Below are 20,814 nucleotides of genomic sequence, written 5' to 3'. Positions count from 1 at the left end.
GTGATGGTGCGTGTGACGATGTGTCAGTACCGCGCGCTTCACCAGTAGTTGGGCAAGTGGTAGCGGTGGGTGTTGGTGGCGTGCCACTCGTGGTTGCCGGCCACCCAGTCGGACAGTCCCTGTGCGTAGCGCTCGACCAGGGGTGAGGTGGAGGACAGGAGCGCCGACTCCTCCTCGAACGCCGCCATGATCCTGTTGTGGATCTCGACCGCCTTGAGATAGGCGGCCTTCAGACCGCGCCGCTCGTTCGCGGCGATGACCTGGGGCAGATTCAGATGGGTCGGATCGCTGGCCAGCTCCTTGGTGAAGGAGTACAGGTCGTTGACGATCGTGGTGGCGTTGCACGCTAGAGCGGTGATCCGCTGGATCTCGGGCCGCGCGTACACGGCCTCGGGCAGTTCGTAGCCGTCCACGGCGTCGACGATCGACAGACAGGGGCGGAAGTTGTTGAACTGCCGCATCACCAGGTACTCCCACACCTTGGGTACGTACCGGATCTCCGACCAGGCGGCCTCGCCGAGGTAGCCGAGGTGCAGTCGGGCGATGTCGTGCACGAACCTGTCGGTCTGACTGGGCGTGGCGAAGACGGCGTAGTCCCGCAGCGCGAAGTGGTACGAGCGCAGCGGCCCGTCGGCCCGTACACCGCGGCGCCACTCCTCCTCCAGCTCGGGAGTGCCGTGGTACGGATCGAGCGCCGCCTGGGCCATGATCAGCCGGCCGCCCAGCCCACGTGGTGAGCCGCCCTTGCCCTCGTCCACCTCGCAGTAGAGGTTGTCGACGAGGTTCTCGGCGAGGAGCAACTTGCCCGCCGAGGTGAGGCGTTCGAGGTCGGCCGCGCCGGGATGCTGCAGGGCGACGGCCCGGCCGAACTGGAAGCCCGAGAAGTCCCCCGTCCACGCCGCCGGGAACAGGTCCAGCCCGTGCGCCCACTCCTCCAGCCTGCGGTCGACCTCGGCCGCCTTGGCCGGGTCGGCGGGGGCGACGGGCCGGTACCGCAGCCCGGGGATCGCCCCGCCCCGCCGGGGCTTGCGGGCGAGGCTCGGCGGACCGGGCAGCCGCGACGGCGAACCGGAGGCCGACGGTGCGCTCATTCCGCGGTCCGCCCGACCTGGACGTTCTCCAGGATCCCCGCGGCGTCGGGCACGAGGATGGCCATCGAGTAGTAGGCGGTGACGAGGTAGTTCATGATCGCGGTGGTGTCGATGCCCATGAACCGCACGTTCAGACCGGGCTCGAACTCCTCCGGAATGCCGGTCTGGTGCAGACCGACGACCCCCTGGTCCTTCTCTCCGGTGCGCAGCGCGATGATGCTGCTGGTGTGCTGCGGACTGATCGGGATCTTGCCGCACGGAAAGAACGGAACACCCCGCCAGGAGGGCACCTCGTGGCCCTCGACGTTCACCGTGCCTGGCACCAGACCACGGCGGTTGCACTGCCGGAAGAAGGCCGCGATCGCTTTTGGATGGGCCAGGAACAGCCGGGTCTTGCGGCGCATCGACAGCAGCTCGTCGAGGTCGTCGGGTGTGGGGGCACCGGAGTACGTGCTGACGCGCTGGCCGTAGTCGACGTTGTGCAGCAGACCGAACTCGCGGTTGTTGACCAGCTCCCACTCCTGGCGCTCGCGGATCTCCTCGACGGTCAGGCGCAGTTGCTGCTCGGTCTGGTCCATCGGATGGTTGTAGAGGTCGGCGACCCTGGTGTGGACGCGCAGCACGGTCTGGGTGAGGGACAGCTCGTACTCGCGGGGCACGAGGTCGTAGTCGACGAAGCCGCCGGCGAGGATCGGCTCGCCCACATGGCCCGCCTGTACGGGGACATCGGCCTCGCCCTTGCGGTTCATGGGTTTGCTCTGCTGCTCCGCGAACGCGGTCAGCTGCGCGGCGAGGGACGGGGTGCGGTCCACGAACTGCCTCAGGGTGTCCCAGTTGAGGGCGAGGACCACTCCCGCGGTCTCGGCCCGCACCGAGCTGAGCCACAGGGGGTCGGCCTGGCCGATCGCCTCGTCCCCCATTCCGTCGCCGTCCGTGATGACGCCGGTGACCTCCTCCTCGCCGTACTTTCCGGTGGTGTAGCGGGTGAACCGGCCGTGGACGACCAGATAGGCCTCCGTGACGGGCTGCCCGGCGTCGAAGATGATCTGGCCGGCGCGCACCTCCCGCACCCGGAATCGGGAGGAGATCTCCTTCAGGGCCGCGGTGTCGGAGTAACCGCGCAGGGCCGGCAGTTCGGTCAGTGTCTGGGGGATGACCTTGATGTCGTCCGCGCCGTTCTGCTCGAACTGCACCCGGCCCCGGCCGACGCGGAGCTGGAGTCGCCGGTTCACCCGGTAGGTGCCGCCCTTGATGTCCACCCACGGCAGCATCTTGAGCAGCCATCGCGAGGTGATGGCCTGCATCTGCGGTTCGGACTTGGTGGTGGTGGCGAGCTGACGCGCCGCCTGGGTGCTGAGACTGGTGAAGCGATGCTCGTCGGTGGGCCCGGCGGCGCTTTCGGGCGAGCTTTCCGGGGCAGACACATTTCCTCCCAAGGCATGAGCGGACGTGAGGGGACGCGCACGAACATGGCTGAACAGGGTGGTGTCGGGGACATCGGGACTCGGGAAGGGCGCGGACGGCTCAGACCTGACCCACTGTCAGGGAGGCCGGGTGGGGGGAACGCCCGGACGGCACCCTCGTGATGCTCCGGGCAACTTGGCAGCACGCGCTGCATGTCAAAGCCAAACAGCCACGGCCGCCACTCGGGAACCGCGCGAAAGGGGCGTGTTCACGCCCCGACGACGCCACTCCACGGCTCGAAGCAGCGCCTCGACGAGCGCGCACTCCCACGCCGGTCGAGTGCCCCCTCCCACCGGCGCGAAGGGCGCACGAAACGCCTCGGAGCCCCTAGAGGGCTCCGAGGCGTTGGTGGGGTCGTGTCCTCGTCGCGGTGGGCCGGGCCGGTCTCAGGCGAGTCGAGGGTCGACATGGATCTTGGGACCGGGCCCCGCGCCTGCCGGGCGGATACCGGCCAGGACGTCACCGACCTGATCCAGGCCGACGGTCGCGGCGACGAGCGGGCCGGGGTCGACGGATCCGTCGGCGTAGGCGCGGATGGTGGCGTCGAGGCCGGGGGAGGCGGACAGGATGCCGACCGCCGTGACGTCCTTGAGCGCGAGGGTACGGGTGTCGATCCGGCTCGGCTCACCGGCCAGTCCCACGTACACGACACGGCCGCCCGGCTCGACCAACTCCAGTGCCAGGCCCGGCAGATGGACGGCGTTGGAGGCGTCGATCACCGCGTCGAACGGCAGGTCCGGGACGGAGCCCTCCGTCCATACATGTGTGAAACCCAGTGTGCGGGCGAAGGCGAGCGACTCTTCGGTGCGGCCCATCAGATGCACCTCCGCACCGGCGGCGCGCACGAACATCGCGACCAGCAGCCCTATGGTCCCCGGGCCGAGGACCAACGCCCGGTCACCGGGCCGCAGCTCGGCGGCCCGTGCGGCGCGCAGGGCGTTGCCGCCCGGCTCCACCAGCGCACCGAGTACGGGACCGACGGAGTCGGGCAGCGTGTGCAACGAGGACGCCGGTACCGCGAGTTGCTCCGCCAGAGCGCCCGGCCGCTGCCCGCGTATGCCGACCTCCTGCCGCTTCTCGCACACATGCTGGTGACCCCGCAGGCAACGGCGGCAGAGGCCGCAGCCGAGCATGGTGTCACCCATGACCCGCCTGCCGATCCAGACGGGATCGACGCCGTCGCCGACCGCGGTCACGCGACCGGCCCACTCGTGGCCGATCCGCGTCGGGTAGGTGGAGTGGCCCTGGTGGAGGTAGGCCATCGCGCCCGTGAAGAACTCGACGTCGGTGCCGCACACTCCGACCCGCTCGACATCGACGACGACCTCGCCGGGAACGGCCACCGGCGCCGGTACCTCCTGGACCGCGAACTTCCCGGGGCCGGTCAGTACGAAGGCACGCATGAGGCGGGAGCTCACCGCGGCCCGAGCACGTGCTGGCGCTGGGTGCCGAGGTCCTTGATGCCCAGCTCCATGACGTCACCGGGCCGCAGCCACACCGGCGGGGTGAAACCCATGCCGACGCCGGGCGGGGTTCCCGTGTTGATCAGGTCGCCGGGTTCCAGGACGAGGAACTGACTCAGGTAGTGCACGATGAAGTACGGGTCGAAGACCATCGTCTTGGTGCTGCCGCTCTGCCGGCGCACCCCGTTGACCTCCAGCCACATGTCCAGTGCCAGCACGTCGTCGATCTCGTCCGGGGTGGCGAGCCAGGGGCCGGTGGGGTTGAAGGTCTCGGCGGACTTGCCCTTGGCCCACTGCCCGCCGCGTTCCAGCTGGAAGGCACGCTCGCTGACGTCGTTGACGACCACGTAACCGGCGATGGCGTCGCGCGCCTCCTCCACCGAGTCCAGATAGCTGGTGCGGCGGCCGATCACGATGCCGAGCTCCACCTCCCAGTCGGTCTTGGTGGAGCCGCGCGGGATGCGTACGTCGTCGTTCGGGCCGACGAGGGTGTTGGGCGACTTGGTGAACAGGATCGGCTCGTCCGGAACGGGCATGCCCGTCTCGGCCGCGTGGTCGCGGTAGTTGAGGCCGATGCACAGGATCTGGTGCGGGCGCGAGATCGGGGCGCCGACACGCTCCCCGGCGAACCGGGACACCTGGCCCGCGTCCGCCCGCTCGGCCACGACAGGGCGCACGCGGTCGATACCGTCCGAGCCGAAGAACGCCTCGTCGAAGTCCGTGACGACATCGGAGAGATCGACGTACGTCTCGTCGTCGATACGGGCGACGGGCTTCTCGGCGCCGACGGCGCCGATACGCATGAGGTGCACGAGGTCAGTCTCCAATGGTGGGACGGCAGTGCGGGGGAGATGGGGGACGACCGGGTTCGGCCAGGACCGTCGACCCCGGAGGCGGGTCGTTCACCGGTGCGGCTCGCTCAGAGGCCCGAGCACGGCACGGATCTCGTCGAGCGCGCCGACCAGGGTCTCCAGGGGTGTCCGGTACGCCAGTGCGCTGATGCTCAGAGCACCGGAGGGAATCGTCGGCGAGGTCGCGTACACGGGCAGGGAGAGGCAGTTGACACCGGTCTCGTTCTCCTGGTCGTCGAGACCGTAGCCCCGCTCGCGGGTGATCCGCAGTTCGCCGTGCAGGGCGGCGGCCGTGCACAGGGTCCGCGGAGTGCGGCGTACCAGGGGCGTCGAGCCGATCCAGGCCTCGACGTCGGCGAGCGTGTCCAACTGCTGGGCGAGCAGCAGCTTTCCGACACCGGTGGTGTGCGCGGGGTTGCGGCCGCCCACCGTCGAGGTCAGCCGGACGGCTCCGGTCGGCGGGTCGACCTTGGCACGGTAGACGACCTCGCGGCCGTCCAGGACCGCGTAGCGCGAGGTCTCGCCGAACCGGTGGGCCAGTGCTTCCAACGCGGGACGGATACGTACGTGCTCGGGGCGGGCCTCGTGGTGGGCGAAGGCCATCCGGAGGAACTCGTCGCCGAGCACATAGCGGCCGCGGGCGTCCTGGTCGGCCAGACCGGCCCGGCGCAGGGCACCGAGCGCCCGGTGCACGGTCGGCTTGGGGCTGCCGATCACCCGCGTCAGCTCCTCGAGACCCACCCCGTCGGGATACCGGGCGAGTTCCTTGAGGACGGCGAGCACCCGGTCCGATCCCACAAGTCGACTGCTGTCGGCGCCTGTCGAGCCGTCCGCGCCGAGGTCTGTCGATCCTTCGAACGTCTGCGTATGCTTCATGGCGTTCCAAAGATTAGACCGATGTGTCGATTATTGGAAGGAGCTCAATGGTGACGCTCCGCAGCGCCCAGTGGTACGCGGGTCAGGACCGCAACGCCTACATCCACCGGGCGTGGATGCGCCGAGGTGTGCCGGGTGACGCCTTCGCCGGCCGCCCGCAGATCGCCATTGCCAACACCGCCTCGGACCTGACTCCCTGCAACGCGCATCTGAACGAGGTGGCCGCCTCGGTCCGTAACGGCGTCTACGAGGCCGGCGGCATCCCGCTCGACCTGCCCGTGGTGTCGCTGGGCGAGACACAGGTGCGGCCCACGGCGATGCTCTGGCGCAACATGGCGGCGATGGCCACGGAGGAGATGCTGCGGGCCAACCCCATCGACGGCGTCGTCCTGTTGGGAGGCTGCGACAAGACGATCCCCTCGCTGCTGATGGCCGCCGCCTCGGTGGACCTGCCCGCCGTCGTCGTGCCCGGCGGCCCGATGCTCACCGGCACGTTCCGCGGTACGCCGCTGGGGTGCGGCACCGACGTGTGGCGGCTGTCGGAGGAGGTGCGGGCCGGCACGCTCTCCCAGGACCAGTTCACCCGCTCCGAGTCGGCGATGATCCGCAGCCGCGGGCACTGCAACACCATGGGAACGGCCTCCACCATGGCGTTGGTGGCCGAGGCGCTCGGCACGGTCGTGCCGGGTGTGGCAGGCACCCCCGCCCCCGACAGCCGACTGCTGGAGGCCGCGCACGGCACCGGCCGGCTGGCGGTGGACATGGTCGCCGTCGACCGGCGGCCTGGCACCTTCCTGACCAAGGCGTCCTTCCACAACGCCATCGTCGCGCTGGCCGCGATCGGCGGCTCGACCAACGCGGTCGTCCATCTCCTCGCGATCGCGGGACGGTTGGGGATCGACCTGTCGCTGGACGACTTCGACCGCATCGGCTCCCGGGTGCCCGTCCTGGTCGACCTCCAGCCGGCCGGACGCTTCCTCATGGAGGACTTCCATCGCGCCGGAGGCCTGTCCGCCGTCCTGCGCGAGGTACGCGACCTGCTCGACCCGGACGCGCTCACGGTCACCGGCGAACCGCTGGTGGCCCATCTCGACGACGCGCCGATCTGGGACGGCGAGGTCATCCGCACCCGCGCCGAGCCACTGGTCGCCGAGGGCGGCATCGCCGTGCTCCGCGGCAATCTCGCCCCGGACGGCGCGCTCATCAAACCCGCCGCGGCCTCCGCCCACCTGCTGCGCCATCGCGGCCGGGCGGTGGTCTTCGACTCGATCGAGGACTTCCACGCCCGCATCGACGACCCCGAACTCGACGTCGACGCCGACTCGGTCCTCGTACTGCGCGGCTGCGGCCCCAAGGGCTACCCCGGCATGCCCGAGGTGGCCAACATGCCGCTCCCGAAGAAGCTCCTCGAACAGGGCGTCCGCGACATGGTCCGCGTCTGCGACGGCCGCATGAGCGGAACGGCGTACGGCACCGTCGTCCTGCACGTGGCACCGGAGGCCGCGGCAGGCGGCCCGCTCGCTCTCGCCCGTACGGGGGACATGATCAGCCTCGACGTCCCGGCCCGCCGCATCGACCTCGACGTACCGGCCGACGAACTGGCCCGCAGGACCCCCGACAAGGCCACGGTCACGGGTTTCGCGAGCCCCCGGCGCGGCTGGGAACGCCTCTACGTCGACCACGTCCAGCAGGCCGACACCGGCGCCGACCTTGACTTCCTCGTCGGCTCCAGCGGCTCGGAGGTGAGCCGCGAATCGCACTGACCGACCTCCGCACGGCCTGACCTCCAGCCCAACCTCCCGGAGAGACATGGCAACCATCAGGACAGCCCTCGTGACCGGAGGAGCCCGAGGTCTGGGCGCGGCGGCGGCCGAACGGCTCAGGGCCGACGGGCTCAAGGTCACGACGCTCGACGTCGACGGCGCCGACATCTGCGCGGACGTGACGGAGGAAGGGACACTGCGCCGGATCGCCGAGGAACTCGGGCCGGTGGACGTACTGGTCAACTCGGCGGGCATCGTGGGACCGAACAAGCCGCTCACCGAGACCACCGTGGAGGAATGGCGCCACGTCCTCGACGTCAATGTCCTGGGCACCGTGAACACCATGCGGACGTTCGTCCCCGGCATGCGCGACCGCGGCTGGGGCCGCGTGGTCAACTTCGCCAGCATGGCGGGCAAGGACGGCAACGCCGGCCTGTCGGTCTACTCCGCCTCCAAGGCCGCCGTGATCGCGTTGACCAAGTCGGCGGGCAAGGAACTCGCCACCAGCGGCGTCCTGGTCAACGTCATCGCTCCCGCGGTCATCGCGACGCCCATGAACGACAGCACGGCTCCCGACGTGCTCGCCCACATCACCAGCCTGATCCCGATGCGGCGGATCGGCCGCCCCGAGGAAGTGGCCGAACTCGTCGCCTTCCTGTCCTCCGACCGGGTCAGCTTCTCCACGGGAGCCGTCTACGACATCAGCGGCGGAAGGGCGACCTACTGACACCCGGGAACCTCGGAATCGGCACCCATCCTCACTCAGGGTCTTGATCGGCCAAGGACTCGAAGTAGGCCTGTTGCGAGGGGTAGTAGTCGTCGAAGCTCGGCGCCGGAGTGCCGTCGCGTGACGCGACGAGCATGTCGAGGTAGTACTCCCAGCCCGGTCCGATGTCGCCGACTCCCTTCGTGGTCGTGAGGTGATGGACGAACTGGAGCTCCGTCGTCCCGGCCGACTCGGACAGCCGCAGCTCCATGCGCCAGTCGCCCGCTTCGTCGGACGTGGAGACGGCGAGGTGCCGCGGCGGCTCGCACGCGTCGATGCGCGCCTCGGTCCACGCCTCGCCTTCCTCGAACGCCATCCGGACCCGGATGGTACGACCCGGCGCCGCGTCCCCTTCCCAGGGACCGAACCACCGTGCCGTGCGCTCCGATTCGGTGACGCTCGCCCAGACGTCGTCGATGGGTGCCCGGAAGGTACGGGTCAGGATCAGGTCGGTGCCGTCGGCGGTGGGCCTGAGCCGGCCGCTGGGTACTGGTTTCATGCGGTGTCCTCCGTACGCTCTCCACGTTCTCCATGTGCTGCCGTGCGACGCATGGACCTCTCACGGCGGGTGCGACGAACCTCGGTCTCAAGGGCGTCCAAGCGCTGATCCCAGCCGCCCGGCGCGCGAATCACGGCGACCCACTCTGCGACCTCCGCCAAGGGCGCCGCATCGAGCCGGTAGATCCGCCGCCGCCCCACGAGCTCGTCCCGAACCAGCCCGCACTCCCGCAACACCCGCAGATGCCGACTGACCGCCGGCCGACTGATGGCGAAGCAACCGGCAATCTCCCCCACGGTGAGCGTGCCCGCACGCAACATGAAAAGAATGTCCCTACGCACGGGATCGGCTATCGCATGGGCCACGGCGTCCATACCTGAAAGCGTAACCCATCAGTTACGGGTTCATGCGGACCACTCCAGAGAAACTCGGATGTCAGAGCCACTTGGCATCATGAGCACGGTGAATGCGACCGATGCTTCAGACAGGGTTGACCAGTTGCTTCGTGTGCGGCTGACGAGTCTGCTGGAAGGGGTTCGTCCCTGGGACGAGCAGGAGTGTGTGCATCGGGTCGAGGCCGTGGAATGGGTGGCCGGTGGAGATCCGCTCCATCGGGTGCGGAAACCCGATGTGCCGGCGGTTCATCTGGTCAGCTACTTCGTGGTCCTGGACGAGAAGCGTGGCGAACTTCTGCTGGTTGCCCATCGGAAGGCCGGTCTGTGGCTTCCCAGTGGTGGTCACGTCGAGCCGATGGAGGACCCGTGGGACACGGTGGTGCGTGAGTGCCGTGAGGAACTGCGCATCGAGGCCGTCCCGTCGCCGGTCGCCGGTGATGAGCCGTTCTTCCTGACCATCACGCAAACCCGCGGGGCGGGCCGGCACACCGACGTGTCGCTCTGGTACGTCCTCCAGGCGGACGCCGACAGTGTCACCAGCTTCGACGAGGATGAATTCGAGGCGATCAAGTGGCTGTCGCCGTCACAGGTCCTCGCCGAACCCGAGGACACTCTTGACCCCCACATGCACAGGTTCACCCACAAGCTCGTGGCCGCCCGCGGTCACCTTTGAACTGCCGTCCGGGAGCCGAAACGCGGTGGTGGAACACCCGTCGAGTCGACTTCAGTCGATGACTGCCGTGGCTTCGACCTCGACCAGGAGGTCGGGCGCGGCCAGGGCGGCGACTCCCACCCCGGTGAGCGGTGCGGCGGGGGTGACTCCCAGTTTCGCGGCGGCGCGTGCGAGCCCTTCCGCGAACAGGGGCATCTTGTCCGGGGTCCAGTCGACGAGGTAGACGGTCAGTTTCACCACGTCGTCGAAGGAGGCACCGACCTCGGCCAGGGCCGTACCGACGTTGAGGTAGCACTGCTCGACCTGTGCGGCGAAGTCACCTTCGCCGACCGTGACCCCGTCGGCGTCCCAGGCGACCTGCCCGGCGAGGAAGACCATCCTCGACCCGGTGGCGACCGACACCTGCCGGTAGAGGTCGACCTTCGTCAGTCCTTCGGGGTTCACCAGAGTGATGGCCATGCCGACTCCTTGTTGCGGAGCCCCTGCTTCGAGGGCTCGTTTCCGTCCAACCACGGCTCTCGTGGTCTCTTGTGGTTACTGGGAAACCGTAGGAGAGTGTGTGCTGACATGGAAGAACGCACTTTTCGGTGACTGGGGAACCTCATGGTGACCAAGCAGTTCAGCGGCTCGCCCGACGAGGCGGACCTGACGCGCGCGGACTCTCTGGCGCGGGAGATCTTCTCGGACGTCGCCAACAAGTGGGCGCTCCTGATCATCGAGTCACTCGGTGAGCGCACCTTGCGCTTCAGTGAGCTGCGGGACGAGGTCGCGGGCATCAGCCACAAGATGCTCACGCAGAACCTGCGCATGCTGGAGCGCAACGGCCTGGTCGACCGGAAGGTGCACCCCACCGTGCCGCCGCGGGTCGAGTACACCCTCACCGAGCCGGGTCAGGGTCTACGGGCGACGGTGGACGGCATGTGCGACTGGACCCACCGCTACTTCGGCCACATCGAGGCCTCCCGCCGCAGCTTCGACGGCTGACGCCACTTCCTGTTCGTCCTTGGAGACGCGACGGAACCTTGGAACATGAGCCATTGGTTCGGCATGTGAAATATGGTTCACTTCTGCCGCACTGTGAATCTCGGGTCGGGGCGACCGCGGTGGCCCGGTTGAGGAGTGATCATGAGCAGTGAAGAGTTTCCCCAGGCCACGACCATGACGGGCACGGTCCGCGGTCGCCGTGAGGACGGCCTGGCGGTCTTCCTCGGGATCCCGTACGCCCAGCCCCCGGTGGGCGAGGCGCGCTTCGCGGCGCCGCGGCCGGCGGGCCGCTGGGACGGGGTGAGGGAGGCGTTCGCGTTCGGCCCGCCACCCCCGCAGGAGCCGTTCGGCCCCGCGCCCGTCCCGGCCGACGGACCGCCGCCCGGTGACGACTGGCTGACCGTCAACGTCTGGACGCCGGAGGCCGATCCGGCGGCCCGCCGCCCGGTCATGGTGTGGATCTACGGCGGCGCCTACAAGCTCGGCTCCGCCGACGATCCCGCCTACGACGGCAGCCGTCTCGCTCGGGACGGAGACCTGGTCGTGGTCACCCTCAACTACCGCGTCGGCATCGAGGGGTTCCTCCGGATCGAGGGAGCCCCAGCCAACCGGGGCCTGCTCGATCAGGTCGCCGCTCTGGAATGGGTGCGCGACAACATCACCGCCTTCGGCGGCGACCCCGACCAGGTCACCGTCTTCGGCGAGTCGGCCGGCGCCGGGTCCATCGCCGCGCTGATGTCCATGCCCCGGGCGCGGGGGCTGTTCCGGCGGGCCGTCGCGCAGAGTGTGCCGGGTACGTTCTTCTCGAACGAGCTGGCCGCCGACATCGCCGAGGCCGTCGCGGGCGAACTGGGACTGCGCCCGACGGTCGCCGACCTGTCCGCCGTGGACCCGCGCAAACTGCCCGAGGCGGGCGCCGCACTGACCGCCGAGATGCGCGAGTACGTGCACCGTTGGGGACCGGTCGCACTCACGCCCACCCCGTTCTCACCCGTCGTCGACGGCGACATCCTGCCCACCACGCCGTGGGACGCGCTCGCGAACGGCAGCGCACGGGACGTCGAACTGATCGCCGGGCACAACCGCGACGAGTACAGGCTCTTCCTCCTCCTCGGCGGACTGCTCGGTCAGGTCGACGAGGGCCTCGCGTCGACGGCCCTCGGACTGTTCGGGCCGACACCGGACCCCGAGCGGTCCTACCGCGCCGCGTTCCCCGACGCCTCCGCGGAGTACCTCTTCGAACTCGTCCAGTCCGACTGGCTGTTCCGCATGCCCTCGCTGCACCTGGCCGAGGCTCAGACCGCCGGCGGCGGCCAGGCCCACCTGTACGAACTCACCTGGCCCGCCCCGGCCGACGGCGGTGCCCTCGGCGCCTGCCACGGCTTGGACGTACCCCTGACCTTCGGCGTCTACGACGGACTCGGCGGCATGCTGATCGGCCCCGAGCCGTCCCCCGAGGCAGAGGCGCTCTCCGCCCATGTCCGCTCCGCCTGGACCGCCTTCGCCAGGACGGGCGACCCGGGCTGGTCCCCGTACGACACCGAACAGCGCCTCGTCCACCTGCTCGACACCGAACCGACCACGACCGCCTACCCCGAGGAGACCTCCCGTCGGCTCTGGGAGCGGCACACTTTCTCCCCGCTGCCCTTGGTGTCCCCGGCGCGGGACTGAAGCACGGGGGTCGGCCGTCAGACGGCCCCGGTCGATGAAGAGGGCCCGCTGCAGCATCGCGCGGACGCGGTCGTTCAGCTGCTCGCGGTGGACGACGTCGTTGTCCACCATCGCGCCGGCCGCCATGGGGAAGGCCGGCATCAGGTCCTCGACGTCGGAATGGACGAGCCCGGCCTCGCGGCCACGTTCGAGGTGCGGCCGGAACGCGGCCACCGTGCGGGCGGACAGGCCGGTCAGCCGGCTGAGGCCCGCGCCGGTCAGGACGTGCGCGAGGCCGCGGTTGTCGCGCCGCGTGTCGAGCACGAAGTCGAGGAAGCGCACGATGCCGTCCGGGCGCTCTCCGTCGCCGGTTACGACGACGCCCTGTCCCGGCCGGCCTGCTTCGACCTGACCACCGTCAGCCAGAACGCCGAGGAGCAGGCCCGGCAGGCTGTGACGGCCGCCGTGCAGCGCCTCGATCATTGACGCGCCGCGTAGCGCGAGATCGTCCTCGCTCCCTCGCTGATCGAGCGGGGGAGCACGGCGGAAGTGCGCTGAGCGCGTCGAGCCGCTCGGCATCGGCAGCCATCGGGCGTGCCGAAGCCGGCAACGGCCTCTCCGGGAGCGGCCGTTCGGGGCGTGGCACCTGAGGGCGGACGAAGGGGGCGGCTTCCGGTTGAGAACAGGGTCTTGACACGTTCCTGAAACGCAAGCATGCTCTGCGCACCGCTTAAAGCGTTTTAAGAAATACGGAGCTAACGGGTGGTGGTTCCCATACGACCCGGACGGTGCGTGTCTGTCGACGCTCTCCCTGGCCCTTGATACAGGTACAAGATCCTTGACCGGAGCACCGTTGCCGGGTGCGGCCAGTGATCAGCGAAGCCGGCACGCCGGCCCCGAGAAACACGCGATGTGACGGACATGTCTGTGTCGAGGTGACCTGACCAACGGTCGCCGATGCCGCTCATGTCCATGCGCCGAGCTTGGCCCCACCGGCCATGCGGCCGCCGTACGACCCTCCCCCCCCTCGTCTGCACCTGGTTCCCTCGTGTGCCCGGCGCGGGCGCAACACTGCTCGACCCTGTCCGGCCCGCCGGCCACCCAGCCCTCAAAGCCCCGTGAGCCCTGGTTCTCCCTTGTCTCACGAGGGACAAACCCTCGCACAACAACCCGGGCGCGTCTCCGATGCCACCTGGCCTGGCCCGGGCGAGCGCTCCCCCGGAATCACCTGAAGGAGTACCCCGCACATGGAACGCACTCAGATCGGACGGCCGCTGCTCGGCCGACGTCTCTCCAGAAGGGCCCTGACCGCGGTCAGCGTGCTCGCCGTGGCAGCGACCGCACTGACAGGGTGCACCAGCGGCAAGGCCACCGACGACGGCGCCGGGAAGTCGACGGCGACCGCCGGGGGTGGGGCGGCCGCCAACAAGGGCAACGGCAAGAACTCCATCTACGTCATCGGCGGCAAGCCCGACGACCCGTTCTGGTCCGCGATCAAGCGGGGTGGCGAGGACGCGGCCGACCTGGTGAAGGCGGGCGGTGGCAAGGTGACGTTCCTGGGCCCGCAGAACTACGACAACCTCGGCCCGGACGCCGCCAAGCTGACACTCACCGCCATATCGCAGAGCCCGTCGGCGATCCTCGTGCCGGACTGGGTCCCCGAGAACCAGGACGCCGCGATCAAGCAGGCCGTGGCCAAGGGCATTCCGGTGTTCATCTACAACTCCGGCGGTGCCGAAGCGGCCAAGCGTGTCGGTGGCGTCAAGTACATCGGGTCGGACGACTACGTGGCGGGCAAGGCCGGCGGCGTCAAGTTCGCCGAAGAGGGCGCGAAGAACATCCTGTGCGTCAACACAGTGCCCGGCTCGGCCAACCAGGAGGCGCGCTGCAAGGGCATCAAGGACGGTGCGAAGAGCAAGGGCTCCTCGTCCAAGCAACTGCCCCTGCCCTCCTCCAACTTCGGCAACCCGTCGGCCGTCACACAGGCGATCAAGGGTGCGTTGCTGCAGGACTCCAGCATCGACGCCCTGGTGACGATCGGCGTCCAGGACGCGGACAGCGCCGCCGCCGCGATCGAGCAGGCCAAGGCCGGCGACAAGGTCGAGCTCGGCACCTTCGACCTGTCGCAGAGCCAGCTGGACCGGATCAAGGACGGCAAGCAGTTGTTCGCCATCGACCAGCAGCCGTATCTGCAGGGCTTCTACGCGGTGTCGATGGCCAACCAGTACCTGTCCTACGGCGTGCTCCCGCCGCAGAACCCGCTCCTGACCGGCCCGCTCCTGGTCGTCAAGGACAACGTCGACAAGGCGATCGCGGGTACCAAGGCCGGCGTTCGCTGACCAACGGGTGCCGGGCCCGGCCCGGGCCCGGCACCTCTTCCCCGTAGACCGCGCACCACATCCGAGATCCACGAAGGTGACACCAGACCGATGACAACCTCACTTCCCGACACGACGGCCGAGAAAGAGACAGCCGTCGCCCCACCGAAGCAGTCCGAGAGCCCGCTGGGGCAGTTGCGTCACCGTCCTGAGGCCGGCGCGCTCATCGGAACCATCAGTGTCTTCGTCTTCTTCGCGATCTTCGGAGGCGAGAAGTTCCTGGCCCCGGCGGGCGCGGCGAGCTGGCTCAACATCGCCGCGGAGCTCGGCATCATCGCCATCCCCGTCGGACTGCTGATGATTGCCGGTGAACTCGACGTGTCCGTGGGCTCGGTGCTGGCCGGGAGTTCCATGACACTTGCCATCGTGTCCGGCCACTGGGGCGCGCCGATGATCGTCGGCATCGTGCTCGCGCTCGCTCTCGGGGTCCTGACGGGTCTGCTCAACGGGATCATCGTCACGCGCACCAACGTCCCGTCCCTGGTCGTCACCCTCGCCACGCTGTCCGGTATGGCCGGGCTCACCCTCGGTCTGTCCCGGGTCACGACCGGCACGACCAGCGTTCCCGTCAAGCCGGACCCGCTCTCCAAGGCGCTCTTCGGGCAGCTGATCGGCGGCCAGTTCGAAGTCGCGATCTTCTGGTGGATCGGCCTGGCGGCCTGCGTCGCGGTGCTGCTGCAGATGATGAAGTACGGCAACTGGATCTTCGCCATCGGCGGTGACAAGGAGAGCGCCCGCGCCACCGGCATCCCGGTCGCCAAGGTGAAGATCGCCCTGTACATGGCCAGCGGCTTCGGTGCCGCGCTGGTCGGCGTGATCCAGACCATCCTCTACAACGGCGCCCAGGTCGCCAACGGCCAGTCCTTCGTCTTCAACTCCATCATCGCGGTGGTCATCGGCGGCGTACTGCTCACCGGCGGGTACGGCTCGGTCTTCGGCGTGGTGCTGGGCACCCTGACGTTCGCCATCGTCAACCAGGGGATCTACTACACCGGTTGGAACTCCGACTGGGCCAGCCTCATCCTCGGCATCCTCATCCTCACGGCGGTCCTGATGAACAACACGTTCCGTCGGCTCGCCCTGTCGTACACGCCCCGATCCGCGAAGAAGGCCTGACCATGACCGCACCCCTTCTGCGCCTGACGGGCGTCAACAAGTCGTTCCTCGGCACCAACGCGCTGCAGGACATCTCCCTGGAGGTGGACGCCGGAAAGGTGCTGTGTCTGCTCGGCGACAACGGCGCGGGCAAGTCGACCCTCATCAAGATCCTCTCCGGGTTCCACAAGCCGACCAGCGGCACCATCGAACTCAACGGTGAACCGGCCGACTTCGAGAGCCCACGTGACGCCAGTGCCCAGGGCATAGCCACCGTGCACCAGTTCGGCGGTACGTTCCCGCTGATGGGTGTGGGGCGCTGTTTCTTCGTCGGGGCCGAACCCACCAAGGGGTGGGGCCCGTTCAAGCTGTTCGACAAGAAGGTGGCGGGCGAGATCGCCGTCCGTGAGATGCAGTCCCTGGGCATCACCCGCGTCGCCGACGGTGCCCGCCTGGTGGGCAGTCTGTCCGGCGGTGAGCGCCAGGCCCTGGCCATCGCGCGAGCCGTCTACTTCGGTGCCAACGTCCTCATCCTCGACGAGCCCACCGCGGCGCTCGGAGTCAAGGAGGCCGCCCACGTCCTGCGGATCATCATGCAGGCCCGTGCCAAGGGTGTCGCCGTCATCCTCGTCACCCACAACGTCCGGCACGCCATGATGGTCGGCGACCACTTCGCCGTCCTCATCCGCGGCCAGAAGGCCGACGACTTCCGCAAGGGCGAACGGACCCGGGAAGAGATCACCGACCTCATGGCCGGCGGCGAGGCCATGGCCGACCTCGAGGCCGAGCTGGCAGAGCTTCAGGCCGGCGCCTGACTCGCCCGGCGCCCGAACCGCTCGTCCTGTGCCGTCGCAAGTGCTGAGGGCGGGCGCTGCCTCGACGGCCGGGCCGGTGTGTTCGCTTCGGTCACCGACTCGCGCCCTTCCCCCGCGAGTCGGAGGCCGTCATCAGCTGCGCGGCCGGAGCACGGTCCGCGCGGTCCTCAGCCCGTACCGGGCGGAGCTCACTCTCCGCTCGGTACGGGCCCAAAGGGGACGTGACCGCTCACACGTGGGGGAACGCCGCCCGGCCACTTCACGAAACCCACCGCTCGAACCTGTGGGATACGTGAACTGCTCTACGCACCAGGCCAGTTGGGACGTACGTTGTGCGTCGGACCATCCATGCCTCGGCCGAGAGACGGGCTGCACTCATGACCGACCACGTGACGACGCCCGGACCCGAGGCGCATCAGGAGATCGACACTTCGGTGCCGCACTCGGCGCGGATCTGGAACTACTGGCTGGGCGGCAAGGACAACTACCCCGTGGACAGGGAGGCCGGTGACGCGTACACCGCCGTCTTTCCCGGCATCGTGACCATCGCCCGCGGCAGCCGCGCCTTTCTGCGCCGCAACATCACGTACCTGGTCGCCGAGGCGGGCATCCGGCAGTTCCTGGACGTCGGAACCGGTCTGCCGACCGCCGACAACACCCATGAGGTCGCCCAGCGCATCGCGCCGGAGTCCAGGATCGTCTACGTCGACAACGACCCGCTGGTCATCGCCCATGCCCGGGATCTGCTCCACTCCACCCCGGAGGGGGTGACCGCCTTTGTCGACGCCGACGTGCTGGACCCGGAGCGGATCCTGGCGGCCGCCGCCGAGACGCTGGACCTCACCCGCCCCACCGCGCTTGTCCTGAGCAATATCCTGGGCCACGTCGCCGACCACGACCAGGCGCGCTCCATCGTGACCCGCCTGATGGACGCGCTGCCTTCCGGCAGTCACCTGTCCATCAACGACGGTTCGCGGGGCATCGATCCGGTCTTCGAGCAGGCCCAGGACGCCTACAACGAGAGCGGCGCGGTCCCGTACAACCTGCGGACCGTCGACGAGATCACGGCGTACTTCGACGGCCTGGATCTCATAGAGCCGGGGGTCGTTTCCGTCCCCCTCTGGCGCCCGGACCCCGCCTCCGCCACCCCCGAACCCGTCGGCGAGCACGGCGGCCTCGCCCGCAAGCCGTGACCGCCTGTCGTACGGGCAGGCCTCAGGGGCCGAAGTGCTCCATGCGCGCCTGGGCGGGCGGGTAGGGGGAGGAAGAGGTCGTGCCGACGGACCAGTACTCGCCGGTGCCGGGGATCCGGGCAAGTGCGTTGAGTACGACCGGCGTTGTCGAGAGCGGTCCGCGTTCGCTCACCCAGGCCGTGCCGTCCCAGCGCAGATAGTGCGCCCGTGTCTGGTCCCAGAAGTCCCAGCCGGCGATACGGTCCGGCCGCCCCTGGTCGTCGCCGGTGATCCCGCTGAGCAGGCCGACGGTGAACGGCGGGGTGACATGGCTCCAGGCGGTGCCGTCCCAGTGCCGCAGGACGCAGCTCGGGGGCTTTCCGGGCGGCCCGCCGACTCCGTAGTCGTAGCCGGTGAGCCAGACGTCGTTGTCGGCGCAGGCGAGAAGCCCGGTGACACCGAAGCGGAACCCTGTGGGCGGCGGCAGTTCGGTCCAGGCTCCGTCCCAGCGAGCGACGACATCGGTTCCGTACACCCATATCTCGCCATCCGGTGTGCGGTGGACGCCGGACGGCGCCTCGGTCACCGTGCTCGGCAGCAGCGCGCACCAGCGCCACACCTGCTTGTTCCAGTGCAGCAGCCCCTGCCCCTCACTGTTGCGGCCGGAGACCCAGGCCCGCCCGTCGGGGGAAACCGTCACGCCGGTGAGTTCGGTCCCGGTGTCCTCGTGCCCCGGGTACGCCACCTCCTGCCAAGTGACGCCGTCCCAGGCCAGAAGGTGCCCGTGGCCGGAGGTGTCGGTGCCGACGGCCCACGCCGCGTCGGGGGAGCTGCCGGCGACGGAGTGCAGTTGCCCGGAGAATCCCAGCTGACTCAGGCCGCTCCGCGTCCACGTCGTGCCGTCCCATGCCATCGCCAGGGGCCTGCCCCGTGTGGAGCCGTTCCGGCCTTCCTCGCCCACGGCCCACGCGAGCCCTGAACCGGCGGCCGCCACGTCGAGGAGCTGCGCGGCCTCCTGCCCGTTCGGCACGGGCGCGGGCTGCCAGCCCGGGGGAAACGCGGCGGTGGAGCTGCGGGCGGCCGCGAACGGCCCGGCCGCCGTGGTCAGCCCGAACCCTGCCGCGGTGCCGATCAACCCACTGACGAAGTGCCGTCTTCGCACGGGAACTTCCCTTCTTGTGCCGAGTAGGGAGGATCCACCGTTGGGCAGTACGCCGAAGAGGTCAATGCACGGAGGTGAGCATCTCGTGGCCCGTCGGAAATCGGCCGAAACACCCCCGCCGACGCCCTTGAGCGAGGGTGCCGTGAAGTCGTACGGCCCTCACTCACCGCACCCGGGGCAGCCCCGTCACCGACATCATGAGTGAGTAGAGCGAGGTCGTGGCCGTGATGAAGAGCCGGTTGTTCTTCGGACCGCCGAAGGCGATGTTGGAGACCGGCTCGGGCACGCGCAGTCGTCCGATGAGGGTGCCGTCGGGGTCGTAGCAGTGCACGCCCTCGTCGAACGCCGCGGCCCACAGCCGCCCTTCGTCGTCGAAGCGGATGTTGTCGAAGCCGCCCTCGGTGTGCTGGGCGAAGACCTTGCCGTCCGAGAGGGTGCGATCCTCGTGCACGTCGAAGACGCGGATCTGTCCGGCCCTCGTGTCGGCGACGTACAACTGCCGTTCGTCCGCCGAGAAGACCAGGCCGTTCGGTCCGCCGAAACCGTCCGCGACCCGCTGGATCCCGCCGGTCACGGGGTCGATCCGATAGACGTCGCAGCTGCCGATCTCGCTCTCGGCGCGGAACCCCTCGTAGTCGCTGGTGATCCCGAAGTCCGGGTCGGTGAACCAGACGGAGCCGTCGGAGCGTACGACCGCGTCGTTCGGGCTGTTGAACCGCTTGCCCTCGAAGCGGTCGGCGAGCACGGTGACGCGGCCGTCGTGCTCGGTGCGGGTGACCCGGCGGTTGCCCTGCTCGCAGCTCACCAGTCGGCCCTCGCGGTCGAGCGTGTTGCCGTTGATGTGCCCGGCGGGGGAGCGGAAGACCCCGATCGCGCCCGTGGCCTCGTCCCAGCGCAGCAGGCGGTCGTTGGGAATGTCGCTCCAGATGAGCTGCCGCCAGGCGGGCAGATAGAGGGGCCCCTCGGCCCAGCGGCAGTCGGAGTGCAACCGCTCCAGCCGCGCGTCGCCGTTCGCGCACCGCCCGGTGCGAAAGCGCTCATCCAGGACCTCGTACAGATTGTTGAGAATCTCGCCGGGCATGGCCAACCTCTCTCCGCGCGGATCTGAACGTCATGCGAATCTGAACGTCATGTGGACCAGAACGGCATGCATGCCTGAACACCATTCGCTGTGATCATAATATGACCGAACCAGATATGGTGAAGGCATGGGGATGGACAACGGGATCGTGGACGACGTCGACAGGGCGCTGATCGCGGAGCTGCAGCGCGACGCCGCGCAGGCCTACGCGTTGCTCGGCAGGGCGGTCGGCCTGTCGGCCGGTGCGGCCCACGATCGCGTACGTAAGCTCCGTGAACGCGGCGTGATCCGCCGCACGACCGTGGAGGTCGACCCGGCCGCCCTCGGGCAGGGCGTCCTCGCCTTCGTCATGGTCGACTCGTCGGCCTGGATGGGGGAGGCGTCCGAATCCTTCGCAGCGATCCCCGAGATCCAGGAAGCCCATGTCATCGCGGGCACGGCCTCCGTCCTCGTGAAGGTGCGCACGGCCACCACGGAGCAGTTGCAGGACGTCCTGCGGCGGCTCTACGCGATCGAGGGCGTGAACGGGACGCAGGCCACGGTCGTGCTGGAGACGTTCTTCGAACGGCCGGTCCGTGCCGACTGACGGTGGCGGGCCGATGCTTGTCGGGTGCCGGGAGGCATCCATCGTGAAAC

The 20,814-nt window shown here is 69.2% G+C and carries 21 protein-coding genes; 11 read left to right on the top strand and 10 right to left on the bottom strand.

Features of this window, described 5'->3' with window-relative positions:
- Positions 1-38: 38 nt before the first annotated feature.
- From JEQ17_RS04895 to JEQ17_RS04875, 5 genes are all read right to left on the bottom strand, one after another.
- The gene (locus JEQ17_RS04895; RefSeq protein ID WP_200394038.1) at positions 39-1,091 is read right to left on the bottom strand and encodes a family 2 encapsulin nanocompartment cargo protein terpene cyclase; all 1,053 of its coding nucleotides are present in this window, start codon (positions 1,089-1,091) and stop codon (positions 39-41) included.
- The gene (locus tag JEQ17_RS04890; protein ID WP_234048070.1) at positions 1,088-2,515 is read right to left on the bottom strand and encodes a family 2B encapsulin nanocompartment shell protein; all 1,428 of its coding nucleotides are present in this window, start codon (positions 2,513-2,515) and stop codon (positions 1,088-1,090) included. The genes JEQ17_RS04895 and JEQ17_RS04890 overlap by 4 nt, the downstream gene beginning before the upstream one ends.
- Positions 2,516-2,941: 426 nt before the next feature.
- Positions 2,942-3,958 carry a zinc-dependent alcohol dehydrogenase gene (locus tag JEQ17_RS04885; protein ID WP_200394037.1) on the bottom strand — a complete coding sequence of 339 codons (1,017 nt, stop codon included), beginning with the start codon at positions 3,956-3,958 and terminating at the stop codon, positions 2,942-2,944.
- A gap of 11 nt (positions 3,959-3,969) precedes the next feature.
- Entirely contained in the window at positions 3,970-4,830 is an 861-nt protein-coding gene (locus JEQ17_RS04880) for a fumarylacetoacetate hydrolase family protein (protein ID WP_200394036.1), read from the bottom strand.
- Positions 4,831-4,920: 90 nt separating this feature from the next.
- Entirely contained in the window at positions 4,921-5,745 is an 825-nt protein-coding gene (locus JEQ17_RS04875) for an IclR family transcriptional regulator (RefSeq protein ID WP_200394035.1), read from the bottom strand.
- 47 nt (positions 5,746-5,792) lie between these two features.
- On the opposite strand from JEQ17_RS04875, the gene JEQ17_RS04870 reads away from it, so the two are divergent.
- Positions 5,793-7,508 carry an IlvD/Edd family dehydratase gene (locus tag JEQ17_RS04870; RefSeq protein WP_200394034.1) on the top strand — a complete coding sequence of 572 codons (1,716 nt, stop codon included), beginning with the start codon at positions 5,793-5,795 and terminating at the stop codon, positions 7,506-7,508.
- A 46-nt stretch (positions 7,509-7,554) separates the two neighbouring features.
- Complete coding sequence (locus JEQ17_RS04865) at positions 7,555-8,235, top strand: SDR family NAD(P)-dependent oxidoreductase (protein WP_200394033.1); 681 nt, start codon at positions 7,555-7,557, stop codon at positions 8,233-8,235.
- A gap of 31 nt (positions 8,236-8,266) precedes the next feature.
- On the opposite strand, the gene JEQ17_RS04860 is transcribed toward JEQ17_RS04865, so the two are convergent.
- Both JEQ17_RS04860 and JEQ17_RS04855 read right to left on the bottom strand, forming a co-directional pair.
- Positions 8,267-8,773 carry an SRPBCC family protein gene (locus tag JEQ17_RS04860; protein ID WP_200394032.1) on the bottom strand — a complete coding sequence of 169 codons (507 nt, stop codon included), beginning with the start codon at positions 8,771-8,773 and terminating at the stop codon, positions 8,267-8,269.
- Positions 8,770-9,147 carry an ArsR/SmtB family transcription factor gene (locus JEQ17_RS04855; protein WP_200394031.1) on the bottom strand — a complete coding sequence of 126 codons (378 nt, stop codon included), beginning with the start codon at positions 9,145-9,147 and terminating at the stop codon, positions 8,770-8,772. The genes JEQ17_RS04860 and JEQ17_RS04855 overlap by 4 nt, the downstream gene beginning before the upstream one ends.
- 79 nt (positions 9,148-9,226) lie before the next feature.
- Here JEQ17_RS04855 and JEQ17_RS04850 point away from each other — a divergent pair, with 79 nt between their 5' ends.
- Positions 9,227-9,841, top strand: a complete 615-nt coding sequence (locus tag JEQ17_RS04850) for an NUDIX hydrolase (protein WP_200394030.1) — start codon at positions 9,227-9,229, stop codon at positions 9,839-9,841.
- Positions 9,842-9,892: 51 nt separating this feature from the next.
- Here the strand turns inward: JEQ17_RS04850 and JEQ17_RS04845 are convergent, their stop codons facing one another.
- A complete protein-coding gene (locus JEQ17_RS04845) occupies positions 9,893-10,300 on the bottom strand; it encodes a RidA family protein (RefSeq protein WP_200394029.1) in 408 nt (135 codons plus the stop codon).
- Between the two features lie 144 nt (positions 10,301-10,444).
- On the opposite strand from JEQ17_RS04845, the gene JEQ17_RS04840 reads away from it, so the two are divergent.
- The 7 genes from JEQ17_RS04840 to JEQ17_RS04810 all read left to right on the top strand — a co-directional run bounded on the left by JEQ17_RS04840 (position 10,445) and on the right by JEQ17_RS04810 (position 17,956).
- On the top strand, positions 10,445-10,825 hold the full coding sequence (locus JEQ17_RS04840) for a winged helix-turn-helix transcriptional regulator (protein WP_200394028.1): 381 nt from the start codon (positions 10,445-10,447) through the stop codon (positions 10,823-10,825).
- A 141-nt stretch (positions 10,826-10,966) separates the two neighbouring features.
- Positions 10,967-12,496: a carboxylesterase/lipase family protein gene (locus tag JEQ17_RS04835; RefSeq protein WP_200394027.1), complete on the top strand. Its 1,530-nt coding sequence runs from the start codon at positions 10,967-10,969 to the stop codon at positions 12,494-12,496.
- Between the two features lie 87 nt (positions 12,497-12,583).
- Complete coding sequence (locus JEQ17_RS50690; protein ID WP_325176242.1) at positions 12,584-12,961, top strand: hypothetical protein; 378 nt, start codon at positions 12,584-12,586, stop codon at positions 12,959-12,961.
- A 761-nt stretch (positions 12,962-13,722) separates the two neighbouring features.
- Positions 13,723-14,814, top strand: a complete 1,092-nt coding sequence (locus tag JEQ17_RS04825) for a sugar ABC transporter substrate-binding protein (protein ID WP_200394026.1) — start codon at positions 13,723-13,725, stop codon at positions 14,812-14,814.
- Between the two features lie 90 nt (positions 14,815-14,904).
- The gene (locus tag JEQ17_RS04820; protein WP_200394025.1) at positions 14,905-15,969 is read left to right on the top strand and encodes an ABC transporter permease; all 1,065 of its coding nucleotides are present in this window, start codon (positions 14,905-14,907) and stop codon (positions 15,967-15,969) included.
- 2 nt (positions 15,970-15,971) lie between these two features.
- Positions 15,972-16,763, top strand: coding sequence for an ATP-binding cassette domain-containing protein (locus JEQ17_RS04815; protein WP_200394024.1), 792 nt, complete (start codon positions 15,972-15,974; stop codon positions 16,761-16,763).
- Positions 16,764-17,140: 377 nt separating this feature from the next.
- The gene (locus JEQ17_RS04810) at positions 17,141-17,956 is read left to right on the top strand and encodes an SAM-dependent methyltransferase (RefSeq protein WP_200394023.1); all 816 of its coding nucleotides are present in this window, start codon (positions 17,141-17,143) and stop codon (positions 17,954-17,956) included.
- A 22-nt stretch (positions 17,957-17,978) separates the two neighbouring features.
- On the opposite strand, the gene JEQ17_RS04805 is transcribed toward JEQ17_RS04810, so the two are convergent.
- Together JEQ17_RS04805 and JEQ17_RS04800 are read right to left on the bottom strand one after the other, a co-directional pair.
- Positions 17,979-19,097 (bottom strand): hypothetical protein, encoded by a 1,119-nt coding sequence (locus tag JEQ17_RS04805; RefSeq protein ID WP_200394022.1) that lies wholly within the window; start codon positions 19,095-19,097, stop codon positions 17,979-17,981.
- 163 nt (positions 19,098-19,260) lie between these two features.
- Positions 19,261-20,178, bottom strand: a complete 918-nt coding sequence (locus JEQ17_RS04800; protein WP_200394021.1) for an SMP-30/gluconolactonase/LRE family protein — start codon at positions 20,176-20,178, stop codon at positions 19,261-19,263.
- Positions 20,179-20,326: 148 nt separating this feature from the next.
- Here JEQ17_RS04800 and JEQ17_RS04795 point away from each other — a divergent pair, with 148 nt between their 5' ends.
- A complete protein-coding gene (locus JEQ17_RS04795) occupies positions 20,327-20,764 on the top strand; it encodes an Lrp/AsnC family transcriptional regulator (protein WP_200401298.1) in 438 nt (145 codons plus the stop codon).
- The last annotated feature ends 50 nt before the right edge of the window (positions 20,765-20,814 follow it).

This window comes from Streptomyces liliifuscus (assembly GCF_016598615.1).
GTDB lineage: Bacteria > Actinomycetota > Actinomycetes > Streptomycetales > Streptomycetaceae > Streptomyces > Streptomyces liliifuscus.
This window is presented reverse-complemented; position numbering and strand designations above follow the sequence as displayed.